The sequence below is a fragment of the Phycicoccus sp. Soil748 genome (genome assembly GCF_001428025.1).
In the GTDB taxonomy this organism is placed as follows: Bacteria; Actinomycetota; Actinomycetes; order Actinomycetales; family Dermatophilaceae; genus Pedococcus.
Map to the genome: position 1 here is coordinate 404,083 of NZ_LMSC01000009.1, position 22,238 is coordinate 426,320.

A 22,238-nucleotide genomic window follows, 5' to 3' on the forward strand; every position below is an offset into this window, starting at 1 on the left:
CCTCGGGGCGTCCTCAGCCGAGCAGGTCGCGCAGGTGCGGGACCAGGGCGCGGAACGCCTTGCCGCGGTGGGAGATCGCGTTCTTCTCCTCCGGCGACAGCTCAGCCGCGTGGCGGGTGTCGCCCTCGACGACCAGCACCGGGTCGTAGCCGAAACCGTTGGCACCCTTGGGCTCTCGCGCCAACGCACCCGGCATGCGGCCCTCGGTGGAGCGCACCGTACCGTCCGGCAGCGCCAGCACCGCGGCGCACACGAAGGCCGCCGCGCGGTGCTCGTCCTTGACGTCGGCGGTCTGGGCGAGGAGCAGGTCGAGGTTGGCGCGGTCGTCGCCGTGGCGACCGGCCCAGCGCGCCGAGAAGATGCCGGGAGCACCGCCGAGCACGTCGACCGACAGCCCCGAGTCGTCGGCGAGCGACGGCAGCCCGGTGAACTCGGCGAGCGCCAGCGCCTTGAGCCGGGCGTTGCCCTCGAAGCTCACCTCGTCCTCGACGACGTCGGGCGCACCGGGGAAGTCACCGGCTCCGACGATCTCGAGGCCGAGCTCCTCGACGACGTCGGAGAGGATGGCGCGCAGCTCGAGGACCTTGTGGTCGTTGCGGGTCGCGAGGACGACCCGGGTCACAGCTCGCGCTCCCGCGGCGTGGCGGCGAGCGCCTCCTGCTGGCGGACGGCGAGGTCGGCACAGCCCTGGGTGGCCTTGTCGAGCAGCGCGTCCAGCATGTCGCGGTCGAAGGGCTCGGCCTCCGCGGTCCCCTGCACCTCGACGAACCGCCCGTCGCCGGTCATGACGACGTTCATGTCGGTCTCGGCGGTCGAGTCCTCCGGGTAGTCGAGGTCGATGACCGCCTGGCCCTTGACGATGCCGACCGAGACCGCGGCGATGGAACCGGTGAGCGGCTTCGCGTTCCTGGCGATGAGGCCCTTGGCCCGGGCGTCCTCGATGGCGTCGACGAGCGCGACGTAGGCGCCGGTGATGGCGGCGGTCCGCGTGCCGCCGTCGGCCTGCAGGACGTCACAGTCCAGGACGATGGTGTTCTCGCCGAGCGCCTTGGTGTCGATGACCGCCCGCAGGCTGCGGCCGATGAGCCGGCTGATCTCGTGGGTGCGCCCGCCGACCTTGCCCTTGCGGGACTCGCGGTCGGAGCGGGTGTTCGTCGCGCGGGGCAGCATCTCGTACTCCGCCGTGACCCAGCCGGTGCCCTTGCCCTTGAGCCAGCGCGGCACGCCCTCGGTGAACGAGGCCGCGCAGAGCACCCGGGTGCGGCCGAACTCGACGAGCACGCTGCCCTCGGCGTGGTCCAGCCAGTTGCGGGTGATGCGCACCTCGCGGGTCTGGTCGGGGGTGCGGCCGTCGTGGCGGGCCTGGGCGGTCGGGGCGGTGGTGTCGGTCACGGCAGCAAGGCTAACCGCCGTCGGTGAGCCGCCCTAGGGTGGACCCATGGCTGCAACCTTCGCCCTCGGTGCCCACGTCGACTCGGCCGACCCGGTGGGTGCGGCCCGTGAGCGCGGCGCCGGTCTGTCGCAGTTCTTCCTCGGCAACCCGCAGAGCTACAAGGGGCCCGAGGTGGAGTACGCAGGCGGGGCCGAGGCGCTGCGGGCCGACGCCGAGGCAGCCGGGGTCGACCTCTACGTCCACGCGCCCTACCTCATCAACGTGGCGACGACCAACAACCGCATCCGCATCCCGAGCCGCAAGCTGCTCCAGCAGTTCATCGACGCCGGCGCCTCGGTCGGCGCCAAGGGCCTCATCGTCCACGGCGGCCACGTCGACAAGGCCGAGGACGTCGAGAAGGGCTTCGACAACTGGCGCAAGGCCATCCAGGCCACCGACCTCAAGATCCCCCTGCTGCTCGAGAACACCGCCGGCGGCGACAACGCCATGGCGCGGACGCTCGAGCGCATCGCCCGCACCTGGGACGCCATCGGGAGTGCGGAGGGCTCCGACAACGTCGGCTTCTGCCTCGACACCTGCCACGCCCACGCCGGTGGCATCCCCCTCGCGGGCGCGGTGGACGCCATCCGCTCCATCACGGGCCGCATCGACCTCGTGCACTGCAACGACAGCCGTGACGAGTTCGACTCCGGCGCCGACCGGCACACCAACCTCGGCGAAGGGCTCATCGATGCCGACGAGCTCGCCGCCGCGGTGCGGGCCGCCGGCGCGCCGGTCGTCATCGAGACGCGTGGTGGCCTCGAGGGCCAGCGGGCCGACCTCGACTGGCTGCGCGAGCGGCTCTAGACCTTCTGCCGGGCGAGGAAGCGCCGGATCGCCTCGCGGGGCTGGTCGGCGATGTGCGGTCCGTGGGTGAACGCCGCCGTGGTGTAGTCGAGCTCGGCCAGCCGGTGGGCAGTCTTCTGGGTGAGCCGGAAGTCGGTGCAGAAGGACCTGACCGGCCACCGCACGCCCCGGACATTGAAGATGGAGTCGCCGGTGATCAGCACCCCGGACGAGCGGTGCAGGTAGGCGACGTGCCCGGGTGAGTGCCCCGGGGTGTGCACGACCTCGAGGCCGCCCGCGACGTCGAGGAGCTGCCCGTCGGTCAGCCGCTCCCCCACCGTGACGGCGGCGTAGTCGTTGCCGCTGCCCATGAGCCGCGTCATGAGGCGGGCCATGAGGAACGACTGGTCACGGGGCGGGCTCTGACCGGCTTCCGCGTACGACGCGTCGTCCTCGTGGATGGCGAAGTCACGGCCCGTGGCCGCTGCCACGTGCGCCGCTCCCCCGGCGTGGTCGGGGTGGGCATGGGTCAGCAGCAGGCGCGTGACGTCGGACGGGCCCGAGTCGATGGACGCGAGCGCCGCCATGACCTTCGGGCCGGACTTCTTGACGCCCATGTCGACGAGGGTCACCTGGCCGTCGTCGTCGCGCAGGATGAACCCGTTGACGAAGTCGCCGAGCAGGGGGATGCGCCACACACCGGGAGCGAGCTCGACCGTCGCTTGCTTGGCCATGAGCCGACACTAGACCGCGAGCGCCATGAGCCGACACTCGTCGGCGAGCGCCGGGGCCGAGGCTAGTCCGCGAGGCCCGGCGGCCATACCCGGCTGAACCGCTCGAACACGACCTCCAGCTCGTCGGAGAACTCGATGCCGATGCGCTCGCACTCGCGCCGGAAGAATCGCCGGTGCCCGTCGAGCCACGACTCGAGGGAGCGGTCGTACTCGCCCTCGTCCCAGGCGAACTGCGCGTCCACCGAGCTCAACGGTCCCACCCGCAGCTCCTGCGTCCGCAGCACGACACGGGGCCGGCCGTCGCCGCCGCAGGCGACCCAGTGCGACCCGACGCGGGGAAGCGGCTCGCCGTCCGCTGCATACGCGGCGACCAGGCCGGCCGTCGCCCGCTTGGGGCCGTCGGTCACGAAGGCGATCAGCTCGTCCGCCAAAGCGGGGCTGTCGCCGAAGCACTCCACCGGGGGCTCGCCCTCGTCGGGGAGGCCCGGACGGCTGGCGCGGTAGTCCGCCCACATCGACAGGCCCGCGGCGCGGTCGATGGGCACGGGCCGCTCCTCGGCCGGCTGCTGTGGAGATGCGACGTCCCCGCCGGCCCGGCGCCACAGGGTCCAGGTGTCGCCCTGCACTGCGAGCTCCACCGTCCCCGGCCACGCCTCGGCGGCCTGGGCCCGGCAGACCTCCGGGTCGTTCCACGGTGGGATGTGGGTGAGCACGAGCCGTCCGACGCCCCCCGCCGCCACCGCGGCCTCGGCGGCCCGGCGACCCGACAGGTGGATGCCCTGGGCCTCGTCGCGCCCGTCCACGAAGGCGCTGTCCACCAGGGCCAGGTCCGCGCCGGTCAGCAGCGGCGTCAGGGCGTCCGTGGCGTCGGTGTCCCCGGTGTAGGCAAGCACCGCACCGTCGGCCTCGACCCGGAACCCGTACGCCTCGACGGGGTGGTTGACGCGGTATGCCGTGACCGTGAACGGCCCGACGGTGGTCGCCACCGTGTCGCCCAGCTCGTGCACCGCGAACTCGGCGCTCATCCCGGTGTGCTCCAGACCGTGGTACATCAGGGCGAAACGGTCGCCGGCCCCCGCCGGCGCGTGCACGTCGAGCTGTCCAGCGACGGCGCCGCCAGGCCGGTACTTGCGGGTGACGTAGAGGCCGCAGATGTCGACGCAGTGGTCGGGGTGCAGGTGGCTGATGAAGACGGCGTCGAGGTCGGCGAGGTCGACCAGTCCCTGCAGCGGACCGAGGGCACCGTTGCCCAGGTCGAGGACGATGCTCCACGTGCGACCCTCGTGGTCGGCCTGGACGAGGTAGGAGGACGCGGGTGACTCCGGGCCGGCGAAGGAGCCGGAGCACCCCACCACGGTCACCTTCATCGAGCACCCCCCGATGCCACAGGTACCTCGGACGCCACAGACCCTCCCGACACCGCGGGCGCCCCGGCGGCGGCAGGCGTGGGTACCGACCTCACGACGGCGTCGCCGAAGACCGTGTCGTCGTCGGCGCCGACCTCGGGGCCGAGGAACCGACGCGCCAGACGGGTGAACTCCGCCGCGTCGCCGGTCGTGGTGAAGCCGTGGCTCGGCGGCGGAAGGTGCGCCGGGCGCAGGGCGTCGGAGTCCGCGAGCACGCGGTAAACGTCCTTGGCCGTCTCGTCCGCCGACGACACCAGGGTGACGCCCTCCCCCATCACGTAGGAGATGGCGCCGGTCAGCAGCGGGTAGTGCGTGCAGCCGAGGACGAGGGTGTCGACCTCACGCTCCTGCAGCGGTGCGAGGTAGTGGCGCGCGGTCTCGATGACCTCCGCGCCGCTCGTCACCCCGGACTCCACGAACTCGACGAACCGCGGGCACGGGACGCTGGCGACGTCGATCTGGGGCGCAGCGGCGAACGCGTCCACGTACGCCCCGGACTGGTGGGTGCCGCGCGTCGAGATGACGCCGACGCGGTGGTTGCGGGTGGCGGCCGCGGCGCGGCGCACGGCGGGGCGGATGACCTCGACGACCGGGACGTCGTAGCGCTCGCGGGCGTCGTGCAGCACGGCGGCGCTGGCGGTGTTGCAGGCGATCACGAGCACCTTGACGCCGTGGTCGACGAGGCGGTCGAGGCACTCGAGGGCGAACTCACGGGTCTGGGCGATCGGCCGTGGCCCGTACGGCGCGCGGGCGGTGTCGCCGAAGTAGGCGATCGACTCGTGGGGCAGCTGGTCGAGCACGGCCCGGGCGACGGTCAGGCCGCCGTAGCCGGAGTCGAAGATCCCGATGGGTGCGTCAGCCACGGGTCAAGGCTAGACGGGCTACCGCCGTGGCCCGTGACCGCCGGGCCGTCTGGTCCGTCACACCCCTCGGCCAGGCTCAGGGCAGCAGCGCGTGCGCCAGCGTCTCCTGCAGCCAGGTGAGGAAGTCGTAGACCGCGAGCGCGTAGACCGCCGGGTCGTCCTCGGCCAGGCTCGACACCTGCTCCTCGATGAGGTCCAGGTCGTCGTCCTGTCGCAGGCCGAGCCGCTCGCCCAGCACCAGCCGCACGTCCGTGAGCGCGACGACGAGCGCCACCGCCTGGTCGTGGTCGAGGCTGACCTTCTGGTCCTCGAGGTGACCCAGGGCCGAAATGGCCGTGTCGAGGTTGCGGGTCTTGCGGGCCCGCAGGCCTTCCTCGGTGAGCTGGCGGAACTCGGCCGCCATCTGGTCGTCCTGCCGGTTCGCCGTGGGGAAGATCCGGTCCAGGGCTGGGTCCCGCGGCGCGGGCACTCCCCCGGTGAGCTCGGGGACCTGGTCGTCGGCCGCGAGCGAGACCCCCATACCGACGCCACCGAGGCCGGCGACGATCCGGTCGAACTCGTCACCACCGTCCTCGGGGTCGGGGACAGCGGCGGGCTGCACCAGCTCACGCACCTGCTCCATGAGTCCGACCACGAGCCCGCGCTCGACCGCGTCGAGCTTGGCGACGTAGCGCCCCTGCCGCTTCTTGAATCCCCGGGCCACTCAGCTGTCCTTCTGGAACGTGGCCCACAGGCCGTAGCCCTGCAGGGCCTCGGTGTCGGTCTCCATGCGCTCGCGCGCACCGGTCGACACCACGGCGCGGCCCTTGGTGTGCACGTCCATCATGAGGCGCTCCGCCTTGGCCTTGGAGTAGCCGAAGTAGGTCTGGAACACGAACGTCACGTAGGACATGAGGTTGACCGGGTCGTTCCACACCAAGGTGATCCAGGGGACGTCCGGCTCGGTCGCCGCGTCGGCCGCGACGCTCTCCTGCTCCACGGGCGCGACGGAGGCGGTGACGGACAGGGCGGACGGCACGGCACCACCATAGGCTGCCCGGGTGGAGTCCACCGCACTGCTCACCGACCACTACGAGCTCACCATGGTCGAGGCCGCGCTGCGCAGCGGCGCCGCGTCCCGGCAGTGCGTGTTCGAGGTCTTCGCCCGCCGGCTGCCGGAGGGACGTCGTTACGGCGTGGTCGCCGGCACGGGGCGGCTGCTCGACGAGATCGAGGCCTTCCGCTTCGGGGACGCCGAGCTGCGGCGGCTGCGCGACAGCCACGTGGTCGACGAGACCACGCTGGACTTCCTCGCCGGCTACCGCTTCGAGGGCGACGTGTGGGGCTACGCCGAGGGCGAGTGCTACTTCCCCGGGTCGCCGGTGCTCGTCGTCGAGGCGGACTTCGCCCACGGGGTGCTGCTGGAGACGCTCGTCCTGAGCATCCTCAACCACGACAGCGCCGTCGCCTCCGCGGCCTCCCGGATGACGGCGGCCGCCGGCTCGCGACCGTGCATCGAGATGGGCTCGCGCCGCACCCACGAGGAGGCGGCCGTCGCCGCCGCCCGCGCGGCCTACGTGGCCGGGTTCGCCACCACCTCCAACCTCGAGGCGGGGCGAAGGTACGGCGTGCCCACGGCGGGCACGGCCGCGCACGCGTTCACGCTCCTGCACGACGACGAGCGCGAGGCGTTCGCCGCCCAGATCGCGACCCTCGGCAAGGGCACGACCCTGCTCGTGGACACCTACGACGTGCCCACCGCCGTCGCCACCGCGGTCGAGCTGGCCGGTCCCGAGCTCGGTGCCGTGCGGCTCGACTCCGGCGACCTGCTGGTCCAGGCGCGCCAGGTGCGCGACCAGCTGGACCAGCTCGGGGCCACCGACACCAGGATCGTGGTCACCTCGGACCTCGACGAGTACGCCATCGCGGGCCTCGCCGCCGGGCCGGTCGACCTCTACGGCGTCGGCACCTCCCTCGTCACCGGTTCCGGTGCCCCGACGGCGGGCATGGTCTACAAGCTCGTCGCGCGCGAGGACGAGGGCGGCACGCTGGTCGGGGTGGCGAAGAAGAGCAAGGACAAGGCCTCGGTGGCGGGCCGCAAGTACGCCCTGCGCCGCCGCTCGACCGACGGCGTGGCCGAGGCGGAGGTCATCGGCGTCGGCGACGCACCCCTGGACGACGGCGACGACCGCACCCTGTTGGCGCCGCTCGTGCGCGCCGGCGAGCGGGTCGACCCCGGACGTCACACCCTCGAGGCGGCACGCGAGCGCCACGGCGCGTCGCGCGCGGAGCTCCCCGCGGCGGCCCTGAGGCTGCAGCGGGGAGAGCCCGCGATCCCGACGGAGTACGTCGACTCCCGCGGGTAGCAGGGCATGCGGCAGGATGCGGTCATGGCTGACCACGACTACCGCGCCGAGGCGGCTGAGCTCGACGCCGCCGACCCCCTGAGCGCCCTCCGGGACCGCTACCTCACGCCGGAGGGCACCGACCTGGTCGCCTACTTCGACGGCAACTCCCTGGGGCGTCCGGTCGCCGCCGCCGTCGACCGGCTGCAGCAGTTCGTGGCCGGCCCCTGGGGCGACCGCCTCATCCGCTCGTGGGACGAGCAGTGGCTCGAGTGGCCGGGCAGGGTCGGCGACCGCATCGGCGAGCTCGTGCTCGGTGCAGCCCCTGGCCAGACCTTCGTCGGCGACTCGACGACGGTCCTGCTCTACAAGCTCTCGCGCGCCGCCGTCGACGCCCAGCTGGCCCAAGGACATGACGAGGTCGTCCTCGACACCGACAACTTCCCCACCGACCGCTACGTCCTCGAGGGCATCGCGGCGGAGCGCGGTCTGACCCTGAGGTGGATCGAGGCCGACGAGCGCTCCGGGGTCACGCTGGAGCAGGTGAAGGAGGTCGTGGGACCGAGGACGGCGCTCGCCGTCTTCAGCCACGTCGCCTACCGCTCGGGCTTCATCGCCGACGGAGCCGGCATCACCGCGGCCGTCCACGAGGCGGGCGGCCTGGTCCTGTGGGACCTCAGCCACACCGGCGGTTCGGTGCCGGTGCAGCTCGACGACTGGGGAGTCGACCTCGCGGTCGGGTGCACCTACAAGTACCTCAACGGGGGTCCGGGATCCCCTGCGTGGGCGTATGTCGCCCAGCGCCACCACGGCTCCCTGCGCCAGCCGATCTGGGGCTGGATCGGCCGGCGTGACGCCTTCCAGATGGGTCCGGGCTACGACCCCGCGGGAGGCATCCGCTCGTTCGTCTCGGGCACACCGCCGATCCTCGCCATGGTGCCCCTGCAGGCCTCCCTCGACGTCATCGAGGAGGCGGGCATCGAAGCGATCCGGGCCAAGTCGGTCGCGCTGACCGAGCTCGTCATCCGCCTCGCCGACGACCTGCTCGCACCTCTCGGTGTCGAGGTGGCCAGCCCCCGCGACTCCACGGTCCGCGGCGGCCACGTGACGTTGCGGCGCAACGGGTTCCGCGAGATCACAGCCACTCTGTGGACGCAGGGCGTCATCCCCGACTACCGCGACCCGGACGGCATCCGGATCGGTGTCGCGCCGCTGAGCACCAGCTTCGAGGAGGTCGTGGTCGGCATGCTGGCGCTGCGCGACGCCATCGTCGCGAGCGACGCAGGCTAGCGTGGCGCCATGAGCCGCGCACTGGTCATCGTCGACCTCCAGAACGACTTCTGCGAGGGCGGGTCGCTGGCCGTCACCGGAGGTGCCGACGTCGCCCGCCGGATCAGCGACTACGTCGCGGAGCACGCCGAGGACTACGCCGCGATCGTCGCCACGGCCGACTGGCACGACGACCCGGGCGCGCACTTCAGCAGCTCCCCCGACTTCGTGGACACCTGGCCCGCGCACTGCCGGGTGGGCACCGACGGCGCACTGTTCCACCCTGCGGCCGAGCGGGCGTTCGAGCACGTCGAGGCGATCTTCCGCAAGGGCCTGCACGCAGCTGCCTACAGCGGCTTCGAGGGGTTCACCGTCGAGGCCGACCAGCGGGTCCCGCTCGCGGAGTGGTTGCGGGACAGGGCGATCGAGGCCGTCGACGTCGTCGGCATCGCGACCGACCACTGCGTCCGCGCGACCGCCCTGGACGCCGAGGAGGAAGGTTTCGACACGATCGTGCTGCTCGACCTCACCGCGGGCGTCGCCCCGGAGACCACCGCGCGAGCCCTCGCGGAGCTGGCCGCCCACGACGTCCAGCTGCGGGGCACGCCCGTCGTGGGCGCCTGACCGACGGACCGACCGTCTGGCCGGTGACGGCCACTTCTCACAGGCCGCCCCGACGGGCTGTGCGGCAACTGTTACGGGTGCTTAACGGCCACTGCCGGGTCGCGAAACACCTCCTTGCCACGCTCGGCTGGTGACCACAGAACTCACCACCACCGATGCCGTCACCCCGACCCGACCGGTGCACCGCCCCGGCCGCTGGTTCGACCACTGGGACCCCGAGGACCCGACGTTCTGGCACGGTGGCGGCCGGGCGATCGCCCGCCGCAACCTCACTGTGTCCATCGGCGCGGAGTTCCTCGGGTTCTGCGTCTGGGCCCTGTGGAGCGTCGTCGTGCCGTTGCTGCCGGCGGCCGGGTTCGACCTGACGCTGGACCAGCAGTTCTGGCTCATCGCCCTGCCGAGCCTCGTGGGCGCCACGGTCCGGATCCCCTACACGTTCGCGGTCCCCCTCTTCGGCGGCCGCAACTGGACCGTCGTCTCGGCCCTGCTCCTGCTCATCCCATCGACGGCTCTGGCCTGGGTCGTCACCCAACCGTCCGCGTCGTTCGGCCTGCTGCTGACCTGTGCCGCCCTCGCCGGCTTCGGCGGCGGCAACTTCGCCTCCTCGATGACCAACATCTCCTTCTTCTTCCCCGAGGCCGAGAAGGGAAAGGCGTTGGGCCTCAATGCTGCTGGTGGAAACCTGGGCACCGGCGTGGTCCAGCTCGTCGTGCCGGCCGTGATCGCCGTCGGCGCGGGCACGCACCTCGAGCGTGCCGGGTTGATGTTCATCCCCTTGGTCCTGCTGGCGGCCCTGGCGGCCTGGCGCGGCATGGACAACCTGTCCGGCGTCCGCTCGGACTACGGCAGCTTCGCGCGGGCAGCCCGCAACCGGCACACCTGGGTCATCTCGTTCCTCTACATCGGCACCTTCGGCTCGTTCATCGGGTACTCGGGAGCGTTCCCGACCCTGCTGAAGACGCAGTTCCCCCAGGCACCCACCACGCTCGCCTTCCTCGGCGCGGTGGTCGGCGCGCTGTCACGCCCCGTGGGTGGGCTGGTGGCCGACCGCTTGGGCGGAGCGCGGGTCGCCATCGGCTCGTTCGCCGTGCTGGCGGCAGGGGCCGTCGGCGCCATCGACGGCCTGCGGACGCACAGCTTCGCCGTCTTCTTCTGCTCGTTCCTCGTCCTGTTCCTCGGTGCAGGCATCGGCAACGGCGCGACCTACCGCATGATCCCGGCCGTCTTCCGGGCCGGGACCAGCCCCGAGCAGCTGCCGGTCGCCCGCAAGACGGCCGCGGGCTGCATCGGCATCGCAGGTGCGGTGGGGGCGTACGGCGGCTTCCTCATCCCCCGCGGGTTCGCGGCGGCCAAGGCGAGCCACGGCTCGCTCATCCCGGCCCTGGGGGTGTTCGTCGCCGCGTACGTCCTCATGGCCGCGACGACGTACGCGGTGTACGCCCGCAAGGGCTCTCCCCTGGCCGCCGAGTCGATCTGAGGTGGGTGTCGTGCCCGCCACCCCTGCCGACGGCACCGCGACCCACTGCCCGTACTGCGCCCTGCAGTGCGCCCAACGCCTCACCTCCTCAGTCCCTCCCGGACGCACGGCCGCCCTTGGGCCCGCGCAGCCCCATGTCGCCGTGGCTGGTCGCGACTTCCCCACGAACCGCGGTGGTCTCTGCCAGAAGGGCTGGACGAGCGCCGAGGTCCTCCGGGCGCCGGACCGCCTCACCACTCCCCTGGTCCGTGACGCGAAGGGCGTCCTCGCGCCGGCGACTTGGGACGAGGCGCTCGACCTCGTCGCTGGGAAGCTCACGCGGATCCGCACCGAGGACGGTCCTGACGCCGTCGCGGTGTTCGGCGGAGGCGGCCTCACGAACGAAAAGGCATACCAGCTGGGGAAGTTCGCTCGTGTGGCCCTCGGCACGGCCAACGTCGACTACAACGGCCGCTTCTGCATGAGCAGCGCCGCGGCAGCCGCCAACCGCTCGCTCGGGATCGACCGGGGGCTGCCCTTCCCCCTCACCGACCTGGCGGGCGCCGACGCGGTGCTCCTGCTCGGGAGCAACGTGGCCGAGACCATGCCGCCATCGGTGGCGCACCTGTCCGGCGCGCGGAGCAGGGGCGGCCTGGTCGTGGTGGACCCGCGACGCAGCGCCACCGCGGAGCTGGCCGGCGAGGGCGCCGGGATGCACCTGCAACCCGTCCCGGGCACCGACCTCGTCGTGCTCCTGGCCCTCCTGCACGTCCTGCTCGCCGAGGGGCTGGCCGACACCGCCTACCTCGCGCGCCGCACCGAGGGCCTCGAGGAGGTGCGCCGGCGTTGCGCGCTCTGGTGGCCGGAGCGGGCTGAACAGGTGTGCGGCGTCCCGGGCGAGCAGCTGCGCGCGGCCGCCCGCCTCCTGGCTGCCTCGAGCCCGGTGCACGGCGGACGGGGTGCGTACGTCCTCACCGGACGAGGGGTGGAGCAGTCCCGCCAGGGCACCGCCACCGTCTCCGCCGCCATCAATCTCGCCCTCGTGCTCGGCCTGCCCGGCCGCGTGGGCAGCGGGTACGGCGCCGTCACCGGCCAGGGGAACGGACAGGGCGGACGCGAGCACGGACAGAAGTCCGACCAGCTCCCCGGCTACCGCATGATCGACGACCCGGACGCCCGCGCGCACGTCGCCGCGGTGTGGGGCGTGCCGCCGGAGTCGTTGCCGGGCAAGGGAAAGCCGGCGGTCGAGCTGCTCTCCTCGCTGGGCACGGAAGGTGGTCCTCGCGCGCTGCTCGTCCACGGCTCCAACCTCCTCGTCAGCGCACCCAACGGCCACCGGGTGGCCGAGCGGTTGGCTGCCCTGGACCTGCTCGTGGTGTGCGACTTCGTGCCGTCGGAGACGGCCCTGCTCGCCGACGTCGTGCTTCCCGTCACCCAGTGGGCGGAGGAGGAGGGGACCACGACCTCGCTCGAAGGGCGGATCCTGAGGCGCCGCAAGGCAGTCGAGCCACCACCGGGCGTACGCAGCGAGCTGTGGGTCTGGTCCCAGCTCGCGTCCCGGCTCGATGCCCCCGGCACCTGGGACACCGATCCCAGCCTGGTCTTCGACGAGCTCGCCCGCGCCAGCAGCGGTGGCCGAGCCGACTACGGCGGCGTGAGCCACAGCCGTCTCGACCGTGACGACGAGAGCGCGGCCGTCTGGTGGCCCTGCCCGCCCGCCGAGGCCGGCGAGCCCGAGCACCCGGGAACACCCCGGCTGTTCCTCGAGTGCTTCCCCACCGCCTCAGGGCGCGCACGCATGGTGGCAGTCGACCACGTGGGGCCGTCTGACGACCTGCGTCCTGACGCCCCGCTCTACCTCGTCACCGGACGGGTCCTGCAGCACTACCAGTCCGGCGCCCAGACGCGCAGGGTCCGCGACCTCGCCGCCGCCGTCCCCGTACCACTGGCCGAGCTGCACCCGCTGCTGGCTGCGCGACTCGGCGTCGTCGACGGGCAGCCGGTCTGCCTCACCACTGCCCGGGGGTCGCTCACCGCGCCCGCGCGGGTCAGCGAGGGCATACGCCCCGACACGGTGTTCGTGCCCTTCCATTGGGGAGGTCCGGACAGCGTCAACCGGCTGACCTCCGACGCCACCGATCCGGTCTCGGGCATGCCCGAGTTCAAGGTCTGCGCAGTCGACGTCACGGCGGGGCTGCCCGTCGACCCGACGGCCGTCCCGGCGCGAGAAGTCCACGCCCTGGCGACCGGGGCGGCGTCATGACCCGGCTCGTCGTGGTCGGCAACGGCATGGTCGGGTCGCGGTTCGTGGAGGACCTGCTCGCCGCCGACTCGGCGCAGCGGTTCGACGTGACCGTGGTGGGCGCCGAGGCGTGCGAGCCGTACAACAGGGTGCTGCTCAGCGAGGTCGTCGCCGCCAAGCACGACCTGGCCGCGCTCACCCTTCCGACTCCCACCAGTGAGCGGTTGACGGTGCTGCGCGGCACGCACGCGGTGCGACTGGACCGTGACGACCGAGTCGTGGAGATCGACGACGGCAGGCACCTGCGCTACGACCGCCTGGTGCTCGCGACCGGGTCGGACGCCCGCGTCCCACCCCTGCCGGGCCTGCGGACCGGTGCCGGGCTGACGTCCGGGGTCCACGCCCTGCGCACCATCGACGACGCCCGCGAGATCGTCGCGGCCACCCTCAACGCCCGGCACGCGGTCGTCCTCGGTGCCGGGGTGCTCGGCATGGAAGCCGCCTGCGGTCTCGCCCGTCGCGGCGTCACCGTTACTGTCGTGCACCCTGCACCAGCACTCATGGAACGCCAGCTCGACGAGGAGGCCAGCCGCGTCGTCGAGGCGGCGATGGCCGGCCTCGGCATCGACCAGCGCGTGGGCCGGGGCGCCGTCGAGGCCCTCACCCGGCACGGGCGGCTGGCCGGGCTCGTGCTCGACGACGGGACGGTGCTGCCGGCAGACCTCCTGGTCCTCGCCACGGGCACCGTCCCCAGCACCGCCCTGGCGGCCTCGTCAGGGCTCGCCGTGGATCGCGGAGTCGTCGTCGGATCCGACCTCGCCTGCGCTGCCGACCCGCGGGTCGCGGCGATCGGCGACTGCGCGCAACCCCCGGACGGCGCGAGCGGTCTCGTCGCCCAGGGTTGGGAGCAGTCCCGGAGGCTGGCTGCGCGGCTGTGCGACGCGGCGCCGGCAGGGTCGCCCGCAGCCCCCTCCCCCGCCGCCGACGTCGTGCGCCTCAAGGCCCACGGCCTCGACGTCGTGACGATGGGCGTCTGCGGTGTGCAGCGGCCCGGCGACCCGACGCAGCGCACCCTGCGCCTCAGCGACCCCGCTGTGGGTCGGCACGTGGAGGTGGTGGTCTCGGGCGACCGGCTCGTCGGCGCCACCTGCGTCGGCGCCGGGAGCGTCGCGGCCGAGCTGGTGACGGCCTACACCCGGCGCATCCCGGTGCCCCTGGACCCCGCCCACCTCCTGCTGACCGCCCTCGCCTCGCGCCCCACGGCGGCAGCCACCCCCGCCGACCTGCCCGCTGATGCGACCGTCTGCCGCTGCAACGGCGTGAGCAGGGGCGCCATCGCGGCCTGCATCCAGGACGGCGCCGGCACGGTGGAGGAGGTCGCGGCCGCCACCCGGGCCACCACCGGCTGCGGCGGCTGCGCCGAGGACGTCTGCACCCTGCTCGACGTCCTGCGCCGCTCACCCGTGAACGCCCGTCCCGGGACCGCTCCTGCCGCCTCTCCCACCTCCGACCTCCTGCGTGAGGACGACGTAACGAAGGGGAAACACATGATCCACAGCGCCGAAACGGCAGCGTCCTAGCGTGGCCGCCATGGTCGATAACCCCACCCCGCGGCAGCTCGTCGTCGTCGGCGGCGGCATGGTCGCGCGCCGCCTCGTCGACGCCCTGCGGGCCCGGGACACCGCCGGCCAATGGGCGGTGACGCTGCTCTGCGAGGAGCCCCGGGCACCGTACGACCGGGTGGCCCTCACCTCGTACTTCACCGGCCGCGACCCCGAGGACCTCGCCCTCGGCGGGCAGGAGCTGTGGGACGACCCGCTCGTCACCCTCCGCCGCGGAGTCGCCGCGACCGCGGTCGACCGCAGGAGCAAGACGGTCGCCACCTCGGACGGCCGCGTGCTTCCCTACGACTCGCTGGTCCTCGCGACCGGCTCGTACGCCGCGGTGCCGCCCGTCCCGGGCAAGGACCTGCGCGGGGCCTTCGTCTACCGCACCATCGACGACGTCGCCGACCTGCGGACCTACGTCGAGCAGCTCCGTACCGAGCTCGGTCGCCCCCTGCGTGGCGCGGTCGTCGGCGGTGGGCTGCTCGGTCTCGAGGCCGCCGGGGCGTTGACGGCCCTGGACGTCTCCACCACGGTGGTCGAGTTCGCGCCGCGGTTGATGCCCCTGCAGGTCGACGACGGCGGCGGCGAGGCGCTCCGCCGGCTCATCGAGGCCCTCGGGGTCTCGGTGCGCACCGGCACCGCGACGTCGAAGGTCACGGGCAGGCTCGGACGGGTGGCCGGCATGGAGTTCGCCGACGGCGACCGGCTCGAGGCCGACGTCGTGGTCTTCGCCGTCGGGGTGCGACCCCGCGACGAGCTCGCCCGTGAAGCCGGCCTGGAGGTCGGCGAGCGCGGCGGCGTCGTCGTGGACGAGTCCTGCGCGACGTCGGACCCCTCGGTGTGGGCCGTCGGCGAGGTGGCCTGCATCGGTGGTCGCTGCCTCGGGCTGGTCGCTCCCGGCTACACCATGGCCGAGGTCGTCGTGGACCGCCTGCTCGGTGGTGGAGGGACGTTCCCCGGGGCAGACCTGTCCACGAAGCTCAAGCTGCTCGGCGTCGACGTCGCGTCGTTCGGCGACGCCTTCGCCAGCGAGCCCGGCAGCCTCGAGGTCGTCATCTCCGACCCGGTGGCCGGGGTCTACAAGAAGCTCGTGGTGTCGGACGACGCCCGGACACTGCGCGGCGGCATCCTCGTCGGCGACGCCAGTGCATACGCCGCGCTGCGCCCGATGGTGGGACGGGAGCTCGGTGGGGACCCCGCTGCGCACCTCCTGCCCGAGGGAGCTGCGGCCGCCCCGGCGGGCGACCTCCCCGAGGACGCGACCGTCTGCTCGTGCAACAACGTCACTGCGGGTGCCATCCGCTGCTCGGTCACCGACGGCGGCTGCACCGACATCGCGGGCGTCAAGGCGTGCACCCGCGCCGGCACGAGCTGCGGGTCCTGCCTCCCTCTCGTCAAGCGCCTCGTCACGACCGAGCTGGAGAAGTCCGGGGTCGAGGTGAGCAACGCCCTGTGCGAGCACTTCGACCTCTCACGCGCGCAGCTGTTCGACGTCGTGCGGGTCCAGGGACTCACGACGTTCAGCGAGATCATCGACCGCCACGGACGCGGCCGGGGCTGCGACATCTGCAAGCCGGTCATCGGCTCGATCCTGGCTTCCCTCGGCACCGGCCACATCCTCGAGGGTGAGCGGGCTTCGTTGCAGGACACCAACGACCACGTCATGGCCAACCTGCAGAAGGACGGCTCCTACTCCGTGGTGCCCCGCATCCCCGGTGGTGAGGTGACCCCCGAGGGACTCATCTCCATCGGCGAGGTCGCGAAGGACTTCGGGCTCTACACCAAGATCACCGGCGGCCAGCGCATCGACCTGTTCGGGGCACGGATCGAGCAGCTGCCCCGGATCTGGAGGCGGCTGGTCGACGCCGGCTTCGAGTCCGGGCACGCCTACGGCAAGTCGCTGCGCACGGTGAAGTCGTGCGTCGGCTCGACCTGGTGCCGCTACGGCGTGCAGGACTCGGTCGGCCTCGCCATCGCGCTCGAGCTGCGCTACCGGGGGCTGCGCTCACCCCACAAGATCAAGCTGGGCGTGTCAGGGTGCGCGCGCGAGTGCGCCGAGGCCCGCGGCAAGGACGTCGGGGTCATCGCCACCGACCACGGCTGGAACGTGTACGTCGGGGGCAACGGCGGCTTCACCCCTCGGCACGCCCAGCTGCTCGCCGAGGACCTCGACACGGAGACGCTGGTGCGCACCATCGACCGGTTCCTCATGTACTACGTGCGCACTGCGGACCGCCTCCAGCGGACCGCTGCGTGGGTCGAGGACCACGAGGGTGGGCTCGACGCCATCCGCGCGGTGGTCCTCGAGGACTCCCTGGGCATCGGCGCCGACCTCGACGACGCCATGGCGGGTCACGTGGACGGCTACGAGGACGAGTGGGCGGCCGCGCTCGACGACCCCGAGACGCTGCGCAGGTTCGGGTCGTTCGTCAACGCCCCCGACCAGCCGGACGACACCCTCGTCTATGTCAGCGAACGCGGGCAGCCGCGTCCCGCAACGGATTCCGAACGCACCGGCGGAGCTGTCCTGATCGCCGGCACCACCTTGGAGGTGCGCAGATGACGATCGAGACCACCGCGCCGGCCGACCTCGGCGTGACTTGGCACGAGGTGTGCAGCCTGAAGTCCCTGTCGCGTGAACGAGGCGCTGCGGCCCTCGTGGAGGGCACCCAGGTCGCCCTCTTCCGGACCTTCGACGACCACGTGCACGCCGTCCAGCAGCTCGACCCCTTCAGCGGCGCGAACGTCATGTCCCGCGGCATCGTCGGCACCCGCGGCAGCGTTCCCACGGTGGCCTCCCCGATGTACAAGCAGGTGTTCGACCTGCGCACCGGGGCGTGCCTCGACCCCGTCGGCAAGGAGCCCCGGTCCCTGACGACGTACCCGGTGCACGTCGTGGACGGCGTGGTGAGCGTGGGGCTCCCCGGAGGACAGGGTGCGCGATGACGACTCTGCTGGGCCTCGACGTCACCGGCCGGCCCGTCCTGGTGGCGGGTGGCGGGGCTGTGGCTGCCCGGCGGGCGACCTCGATGGCGGCCGACGGTGCGGTCGTCACGGTCGTTGCACCGCAGCTGTGCGAGGACCTCGTCGACGCGGTCCTCGACGGTGCGCTCACGTGGGTCGACCGGGAGGTGTGTGAGGGCGACGTCGAGGGGATGTGGCTCGTGCACGCCGCCACCGACGACGCCCGGGCCAACGCCCGGCTCTGCGACTGGGCCACCGCGCGTCGCACCTGGAGCGTCTGCGCGAGCGAGGTCGGAGAGGGTACGGCGCGCACGCCGGCCACCGCCCGCCACGCCGGCCTCGTCGTCGGCGTCGCCTCCACCGACGGCCCGGACCCGGCGCGGGCCCGGGCGGTGCGCGACCAGCTGGCCCTGACCCTCGAGACCGGTGACCTCGACCTGCGCCGACACCGCCCGGTGAGTGCCTCCGGCGGCGGCAACCGGGTCGGTCGCGTGGTCCTGGTCGGCGGCGGCCCGGGCGCGGCCGACCTCATCACCGTCCGCGGACGGCAGGCCCTGGCCGAGGCCGACGTGGTCGTCACGGACCGGCTCGGCCCGACCAGCCTGCTGAGGTCCCTGCGCAAGGACGTGGAGGTCATCGACGTCGGCAAGGTACCCGGTGCGCACGCGACCACCCAGGACGAGATCAACGCCGTGCTGGTCGAGCAGGCCCAGCGAGGTCGGGTCGTCGTCCGGCTCAAGGGCGGCGATCCCTTCCTCTTCGGTCGGGGCGGTGAGGAGCAGTCCGAGCTGGCCGCCCACGGCATCCCTGTGGAGGTGGTGCCAGGAGTGAGCTCGGCGCTGGCCGGACCGGCAGCCGCAGGCATACCCGTCACGCACCGCGGCACAGTAGGGGCGGTGCACGTGGCCCATGGCCACGGGACGCTCAACAGGGCCGCGGTCCAGTGCGTCGTCGACTCCAGCGCCACGCTCGTGGTGCTCATGGGCGTCTCGTTGCTGGGTCAGCACGTGGCGCAGCTCCTCGCGGCAGGCGCCTCCCCGGCCACGCCTGTCGCGGTGGTCGAGGACGCCACCCTGCCCTCGCAGCGGGTGACTCGTGCCGCGCTCTGCGACGTGGTCGAGGCCGCGAGGGAGTCAGGGGTGCGGGCACCGGCCGTGGTCGTGGTCGGCGACGTCGCCGTCGCAGGGCTCCTGGCGGCACCCCCGTGACCCGCCCGGCACCGGGGTCGCTCGCCCCCGTCATGGCCGGTTGCGTCGTGCTCGTGACCGCGGACCGCCGCTCCGGAGAGCTGGGATCGGCCTTGTCCCGGCGTGGGGCCACCGTGCGGCACGCCCCTGCCCTGAGCATCGTGCCGCACGAGCACGACGACCAGCTGCTGCTCGACACCAAGGCCCTGGTCGCCGACCCTCCAGACACGGTCGTCGTCACGACCGGCATCGGGTTCCGCGGCTGGGTGGAGGCAGCGGATGCCGCCGGGATGGCCGACGACCTGACGTCGGTCCTCGTGCAGGCTCGCATCATCGCGCGCGGGCCCAAGGCGAGGGGCGCCATCCAGGCGGCGGCCCTGCAGGCCGACTGGGTCGCGGAGTCCGAGACCTCGGCCGAGATCCTCGACCTGCTGCTCTCCGAGGGTGTGGCCGGGCAGCGGATCGCCGTGCAGCACCACGGCGCCGGCGCGGACGGTCTCGACACCGAGCTCGCGGCGGCCGGCGCGGACGTCCACAGCCTCGTCGTCTACCGGTGGGGCCCCGCCCCCGACCCCCAGGCGGTGGCAGCCTCGGTCCTCGCGGCGGCTGGCGGCGAGATCGACGCCGTCGTGTTCACCTCCGCCCCCGGTGCCGCCGCCTGGCTCGCCGCCGTCGACGACGCCGAGGTCTGGGCAGCAGTGCGGCACCGGTTCACCTCCGGCGCCATGGTCGCCGCAGCGGTGGGTCCGGTGACCGCTCGCCCCCTCCTCGAGCGGGGTATCGAGCCGATCGTCCCGGACCGCGGGCGGCTGGGCGCGCTCGTGCGCAGCCTCGTCAGCCACTACGAGGAGGCGCAGACCTCTGCCGTGACGACAGTGGCAGGGCGCCTCCAGGTGCGCCGCACCGTGGCTGTGCTCGACGGCCACGTCCTGCCGCTGTCCCCCAGCGGCCTCGAGGTGCTCCGGCTGCTGGTGGCTGCCGCAGGCGAGGTCGTCACGCGTACGCAGGTGCTGTCCGTGCTCCCCGGCGAGTCCAACGACCCGCACACAGCCGAGGTGGCGGTCGCCAGGCTGCGGGACGCGTGCGCAGCGAAGGGGCTCATCCGCACCGTGGTGAAGCGCGGCTACCGGCTCGACGTCGTCCCCGGCTGAGCAGCCGGGGACGACGTCCTCGTCAGTGTCGGCCGCCTTCGGCTGCCCCCTCCACGACCACGGGCGTGCCGTTGGACAGGAGCCGCCAGTCGTAGGTGGTGAAGGTCGCGGGGTCGATGACACCCTGCGCCGTGGTCCAGTCGATCAGCAGCTGGCGGATCTCGACCTGGGCGTTGTAGAGCACCGGTGCCGTGGTCACGCCCGGGAAGTTGCCACCGCCGGACTGCCGGTAGTTGTTGATCGCGATCACGAACTGCGCGGCAGGGTCGACGGGCTGGCCACCGTAGGTCAGGGCGGTGATGCGCTGGCCGACCGGCTTGGCGATGTCGATGTCGTAGGCCAGCGACGCGTCGAGGCCGCCCATGATGTCGTAGTTGTAGTCAGGCGTCTCGAGTCCCGTGGCCGGGTTGACGGCGTTGGTGATGTCGTCGGGGGCGAACGGCCCGGCACCCGTAACGGTCTCGTAGTAGGCCGCTGAGTACTCGAGGTAGGCCTTGACCTGCGCACCGGTGAAGCGGATGCCGAGCAGGGTGTTGTCGAACACGTAGAGACCCGCCACGTCGCGCACCGTGACGTTGCCGGACGGGATCGCGGCGTCCCGGTTGAACGGCGCCGCGATGGACAGCACCGGCAGCGACGCGTCGGGCGTGCCCGCGAGGGCAGCCTTCACGGCGTCGGCCTGGACGTGGTTGATGAAGTCGATCGCCGCAGTGTCCTCGAAGCGAGCGGTGGCCGCCGACATCGGTGCGGTGCAGGTGCCGATCACCGAGTTGACGTAGGTGCGGACCACGGCGTGGTCCTCGCGCACCAGCGCGGCGACCGCCGCGTCCTCCGGAACTGTGTTGGCATCAAGGAGGTGGGCGTGGGCGGAGACGAGCTTCCAGCCGCGGGCCTGGTGCACCACGTCGAGGTCCATGACGGACAGGCGCATCCCCCACTTCAGCGGCTCGGTCACCAGGACGTTCTTGCCGGGAGTCGCCTTGCTGGGGACGAGCTGCTCCTTGATCTCCGCGTGCGCGTGTCCGACCAGGACCGCGTCGACGCCGGCGACCTGCTCCGCGAGCTGGAAGGACGCGTTCTCCGGGTAGGGCAGCGCGTCACCGTAGGAGGACCCGGGCTTGGCTCCCGAGTGGCAGGAGACGATCACGAGGTCGCAGCCGGCGGCCTTGAGCCTCGGGACCCAGACCTTGGCCTGCTCGACGATCCCCGGGAACTTCAGCCGTCCCTCGACGTTCGCCTTGTCCCAGATGGCCACGCCCGGCGTCACCAGGCCGAGGATGCCGACCTTGAGGGGCTTGGCCACCCCCGGCACCTTCACGGACTTGATGACGTGGGGCTGGAAGGCCGGAGCCCCGGTCTTCCAGTCGACGGTGTTGGCGGACAGCAGCGGGAAGTCCAGCTGGGACTCGAACGTCCGGAGCGTGTCGATCCCGTAGTTGAACTCGTGGTTGCCCAGCGCCGCCGCGTCGTAGCCCATGGCGTTCATCGCCTTGGCCATCGGATGCACGGCTCCCCCGGTGATGGGGTCGATCTTGGCGTAGTAGTAGGCCAGGGGCGTGCCCTGGATCGTGTCGCCGGCGTCGAGCAGCAGCGTGCTGGACGCCCCACGCTCCGCACGGACGAGCTTGACGAGTGAGGCGACCTTGGCCAGGCCGATGTCGTTGTGCGGACCGTCGTCGTAGACCGCGTCCTTGAAGTAGTCCCAGTTGAGGACGTTGCCGTGCGTGTCCGTGGTGCCCATGACGGTGAGCCGGTACGGCGTCGTGCCCGACCCCGGGCGCCCCTTCGGCGACGCCGCCGCGGTACCCGGCGCGGCGAAGAACGCCGCAGTCGCGCCGGCGCCGCCGAGGACGGCCATGCCGAGGACCTGCCGACGTGAGCGCTCGCTGACTGGGGCGGCGCCGGCATCGGCGACTGGGGCTCCCGCGGTCGCGGCGGACTCGGGCTCCATAAGGGGGTTGGACGCGGACATCGGACCTCCGGGGACAGGACGCCGACGGTCGGCCGGCGACGGTGGGGGCTCGGTGGCGGCGTCGTCGCCACCACCGGGAGAGCCACCCTAACCGGTCATACCGACACGACGGGTCCTCTGGCTGCACCACCAGGGGCCCTGCACACAAACACCTCGAGAACGGACCCGGGCACGGCCAAGAGAAATGCGCCCACAAATGCGAAAGGGCCTTCCTGTGGGGG

Annotated in this window: 19 protein-coding genes and 1 pseudogene; 11 read left to right on the forward strand and 9 right to left on the reverse strand. The window is 72.7% G+C overall.

Annotation, left to right across the window (positions count from 1 at the left end; all coding sequences use genetic code 11):
• Positions 1–13: 13 nt before the first annotated feature.
• Positions 14–622: an RdgB/HAM1 family non-canonical purine NTP pyrophosphatase gene (gene rdgB, locus ASG70_RS15905; RefSeq protein WP_056884797.1), complete on the reverse strand. Its 609-nt coding sequence runs from the start codon at positions 620–622 to the stop codon at positions 14–16.
• Positions 619–1,392 carry a ribonuclease PH gene (rph, locus tag ASG70_RS15910; protein WP_056884798.1) on the reverse strand — a complete coding sequence of 258 codons (774 nt, stop codon included), beginning with the start codon at positions 1,390–1,392 and terminating at the stop codon, positions 619–621. The genes rdgB and rph overlap by 4 nt, the downstream gene beginning before the upstream one ends.
• Before the next feature lie 46 nt (positions 1,393–1,438).
• Here rph and ASG70_RS15915 point away from each other — a divergent pair, with 46 nt between their 5' ends.
• A complete protein-coding gene (locus ASG70_RS15915; protein ID WP_056884799.1) occupies positions 1,439–2,239 on the forward strand; it encodes a deoxyribonuclease IV in 801 nt (266 codons plus the stop codon).
• Here ASG70_RS15915 and ASG70_RS15920 read toward each other — a convergent pair.
• The 6 genes and pseudogenes from ASG70_RS15920 to clpS all read right to left on the reverse strand — a co-directional run bounded on the left by ASG70_RS15920 (position 2,236) and on the right by clpS (position 6,239).
• Positions 2,236–2,952, reverse strand: a complete 717-nt coding sequence (locus ASG70_RS15920; RefSeq protein ID WP_056884800.1) for an MBL fold metallo-hydrolase — start codon at positions 2,950–2,952, stop codon at positions 2,236–2,238. The genes ASG70_RS15915 and ASG70_RS15920 overlap by 4 nt on opposite strands.
• Positions 2,953–3,014: 62 nt before the next feature.
• Positions 3,015–3,467, reverse strand: coding sequence for an ASCH domain-containing protein (locus tag ASG70_RS19725; RefSeq protein WP_200949311.1), 453 nt, complete (start codon positions 3,465–3,467; stop codon positions 3,015–3,017).
• Between the two features lie 87 nt (positions 3,468–3,554).
• A pseudogene (locus ASG70_RS19730) lies at positions 3,555–4,319 on the reverse strand (MBL fold metallo-hydrolase); the annotation flags it as partial.
• A complete protein-coding gene (murI, locus tag ASG70_RS15930; RefSeq protein ID WP_082590899.1) occupies positions 4,316–5,221 on the reverse strand; it encodes a glutamate racemase in 906 nt (301 codons plus the stop codon). The pseudogene ASG70_RS19730 and the gene murI, both read right to left, overlap by 4 nt.
• Positions 5,222–5,297: 76 nt before the next feature.
• Entirely contained in the window at positions 5,298–5,924 is a 627-nt protein-coding gene (locus ASG70_RS15935; protein ID WP_056884801.1) for a DUF2017 domain-containing protein, read from the reverse strand.
• Positions 5,925–6,239 (reverse strand): ATP-dependent Clp protease adapter ClpS, encoded by a 315-nt coding sequence (clpS, locus tag ASG70_RS15940; protein ID WP_369818932.1) that lies wholly within the window; start codon positions 6,237–6,239, stop codon positions 5,925–5,927.
• 64 nt (positions 6,240–6,303) lie between these two features.
• On the opposite strand from clpS, the gene ASG70_RS15945 reads away from it, so the two are divergent.
• From ASG70_RS15945 to ASG70_RS15990, 10 genes are all read left to right on the forward strand, one after another.
• Positions 6,304–7,566 carry a nicotinate phosphoribosyltransferase gene (locus ASG70_RS15945; RefSeq protein WP_235531547.1) on the forward strand — a complete coding sequence of 421 codons (1,263 nt, stop codon included), beginning with the start codon at positions 6,304–6,306 and terminating at the stop codon, positions 7,564–7,566.
• Positions 7,567–7,590: 24 nt separating this feature from the next.
• Positions 7,591–8,835: a kynureninase gene (locus ASG70_RS15950; protein ID WP_056884803.1), complete on the forward strand. Its 1,245-nt coding sequence runs from the start codon at positions 7,591–7,593 to the stop codon at positions 8,833–8,835.
• A 9-nt stretch (positions 8,836–8,844) separates the two neighbouring features.
• Positions 8,845–9,438, forward strand: a complete 594-nt coding sequence (locus ASG70_RS15955; protein WP_056884804.1) for an isochorismatase family protein — start codon at positions 8,845–8,847, stop codon at positions 9,436–9,438.
• 130 nt (positions 9,439–9,568) lie between these two features.
• A complete protein-coding gene (locus tag ASG70_RS15960) occupies positions 9,569–10,915 on the forward strand; it encodes an MFS transporter (protein WP_056884805.1) in 1,347 nt (448 codons plus the stop codon).
• A 10-nt stretch (positions 10,916–10,925) separates the two neighbouring features.
• On the forward strand, positions 10,926–13,157 hold the full coding sequence (locus ASG70_RS15965) for a molybdopterin oxidoreductase family protein (protein WP_056884862.1): 2,232 nt from the start codon (positions 10,926–10,928) through the stop codon (positions 13,155–13,157).
• Positions 13,154–14,716: an FAD-dependent oxidoreductase gene (locus tag ASG70_RS15970; protein WP_082590901.1), complete on the forward strand. Its 1,563-nt coding sequence runs from the start codon at positions 13,154–13,156 to the stop codon at positions 14,714–14,716. Before ASG70_RS15965 ends, ASG70_RS15970 begins: the two co-directional genes overlap by 4 nt.
• 10 nt (positions 14,717–14,726) lie before the next feature.
• Positions 14,727–17,306 carry a nitrite reductase large subunit NirB gene (nirB, locus tag ASG70_RS15975; RefSeq protein ID WP_056884863.1) on the forward strand — a complete coding sequence of 860 codons (2,580 nt, stop codon included), beginning with the start codon at positions 14,727–14,729 and terminating at the stop codon, positions 17,304–17,306.
• Positions 17,303–17,689 carry a nitrite reductase small subunit NirD gene (nirD, locus tag ASG70_RS15980; RefSeq protein WP_056884806.1) on the forward strand — a complete coding sequence of 129 codons (387 nt, stop codon included), beginning with the start codon at positions 17,303–17,305 and terminating at the stop codon, positions 17,687–17,689. The genes nirB and nirD overlap by 4 nt, the downstream gene beginning before the upstream one ends.
• The gene (cobA, locus tag ASG70_RS15985; protein WP_056884807.1) at positions 17,686–18,915 is read left to right on the forward strand and encodes a uroporphyrinogen-III C-methyltransferase; all 1,230 of its coding nucleotides are present in this window, start codon (positions 17,686–17,688) and stop codon (positions 18,913–18,915) included. Before nirD ends, cobA begins: the two co-directional genes overlap by 4 nt.
• A 32-nt stretch (positions 18,916–18,947) precedes the next feature.
• On the forward strand, positions 18,948–20,045 hold the full coding sequence (locus tag ASG70_RS15990; protein WP_056884864.1) for a uroporphyrinogen-III synthase: 1,098 nt from the start codon (positions 18,948–18,950) through the stop codon (positions 20,043–20,045).
• 22 nt (positions 20,046–20,067) lie between these two features.
• Here ASG70_RS15990 and ASG70_RS15995 read toward each other — a convergent pair whose 3' ends face one another.
• Positions 20,068–22,017: a bifunctional UDP-sugar hydrolase/5'-nucleotidase gene (locus ASG70_RS15995; protein ID WP_235531535.1), complete on the reverse strand. Its 1,950-nt coding sequence runs from the start codon at positions 22,015–22,017 to the stop codon at positions 20,068–20,070.
• Positions 22,018–22,238 lie beyond the last annotated feature (221 nt).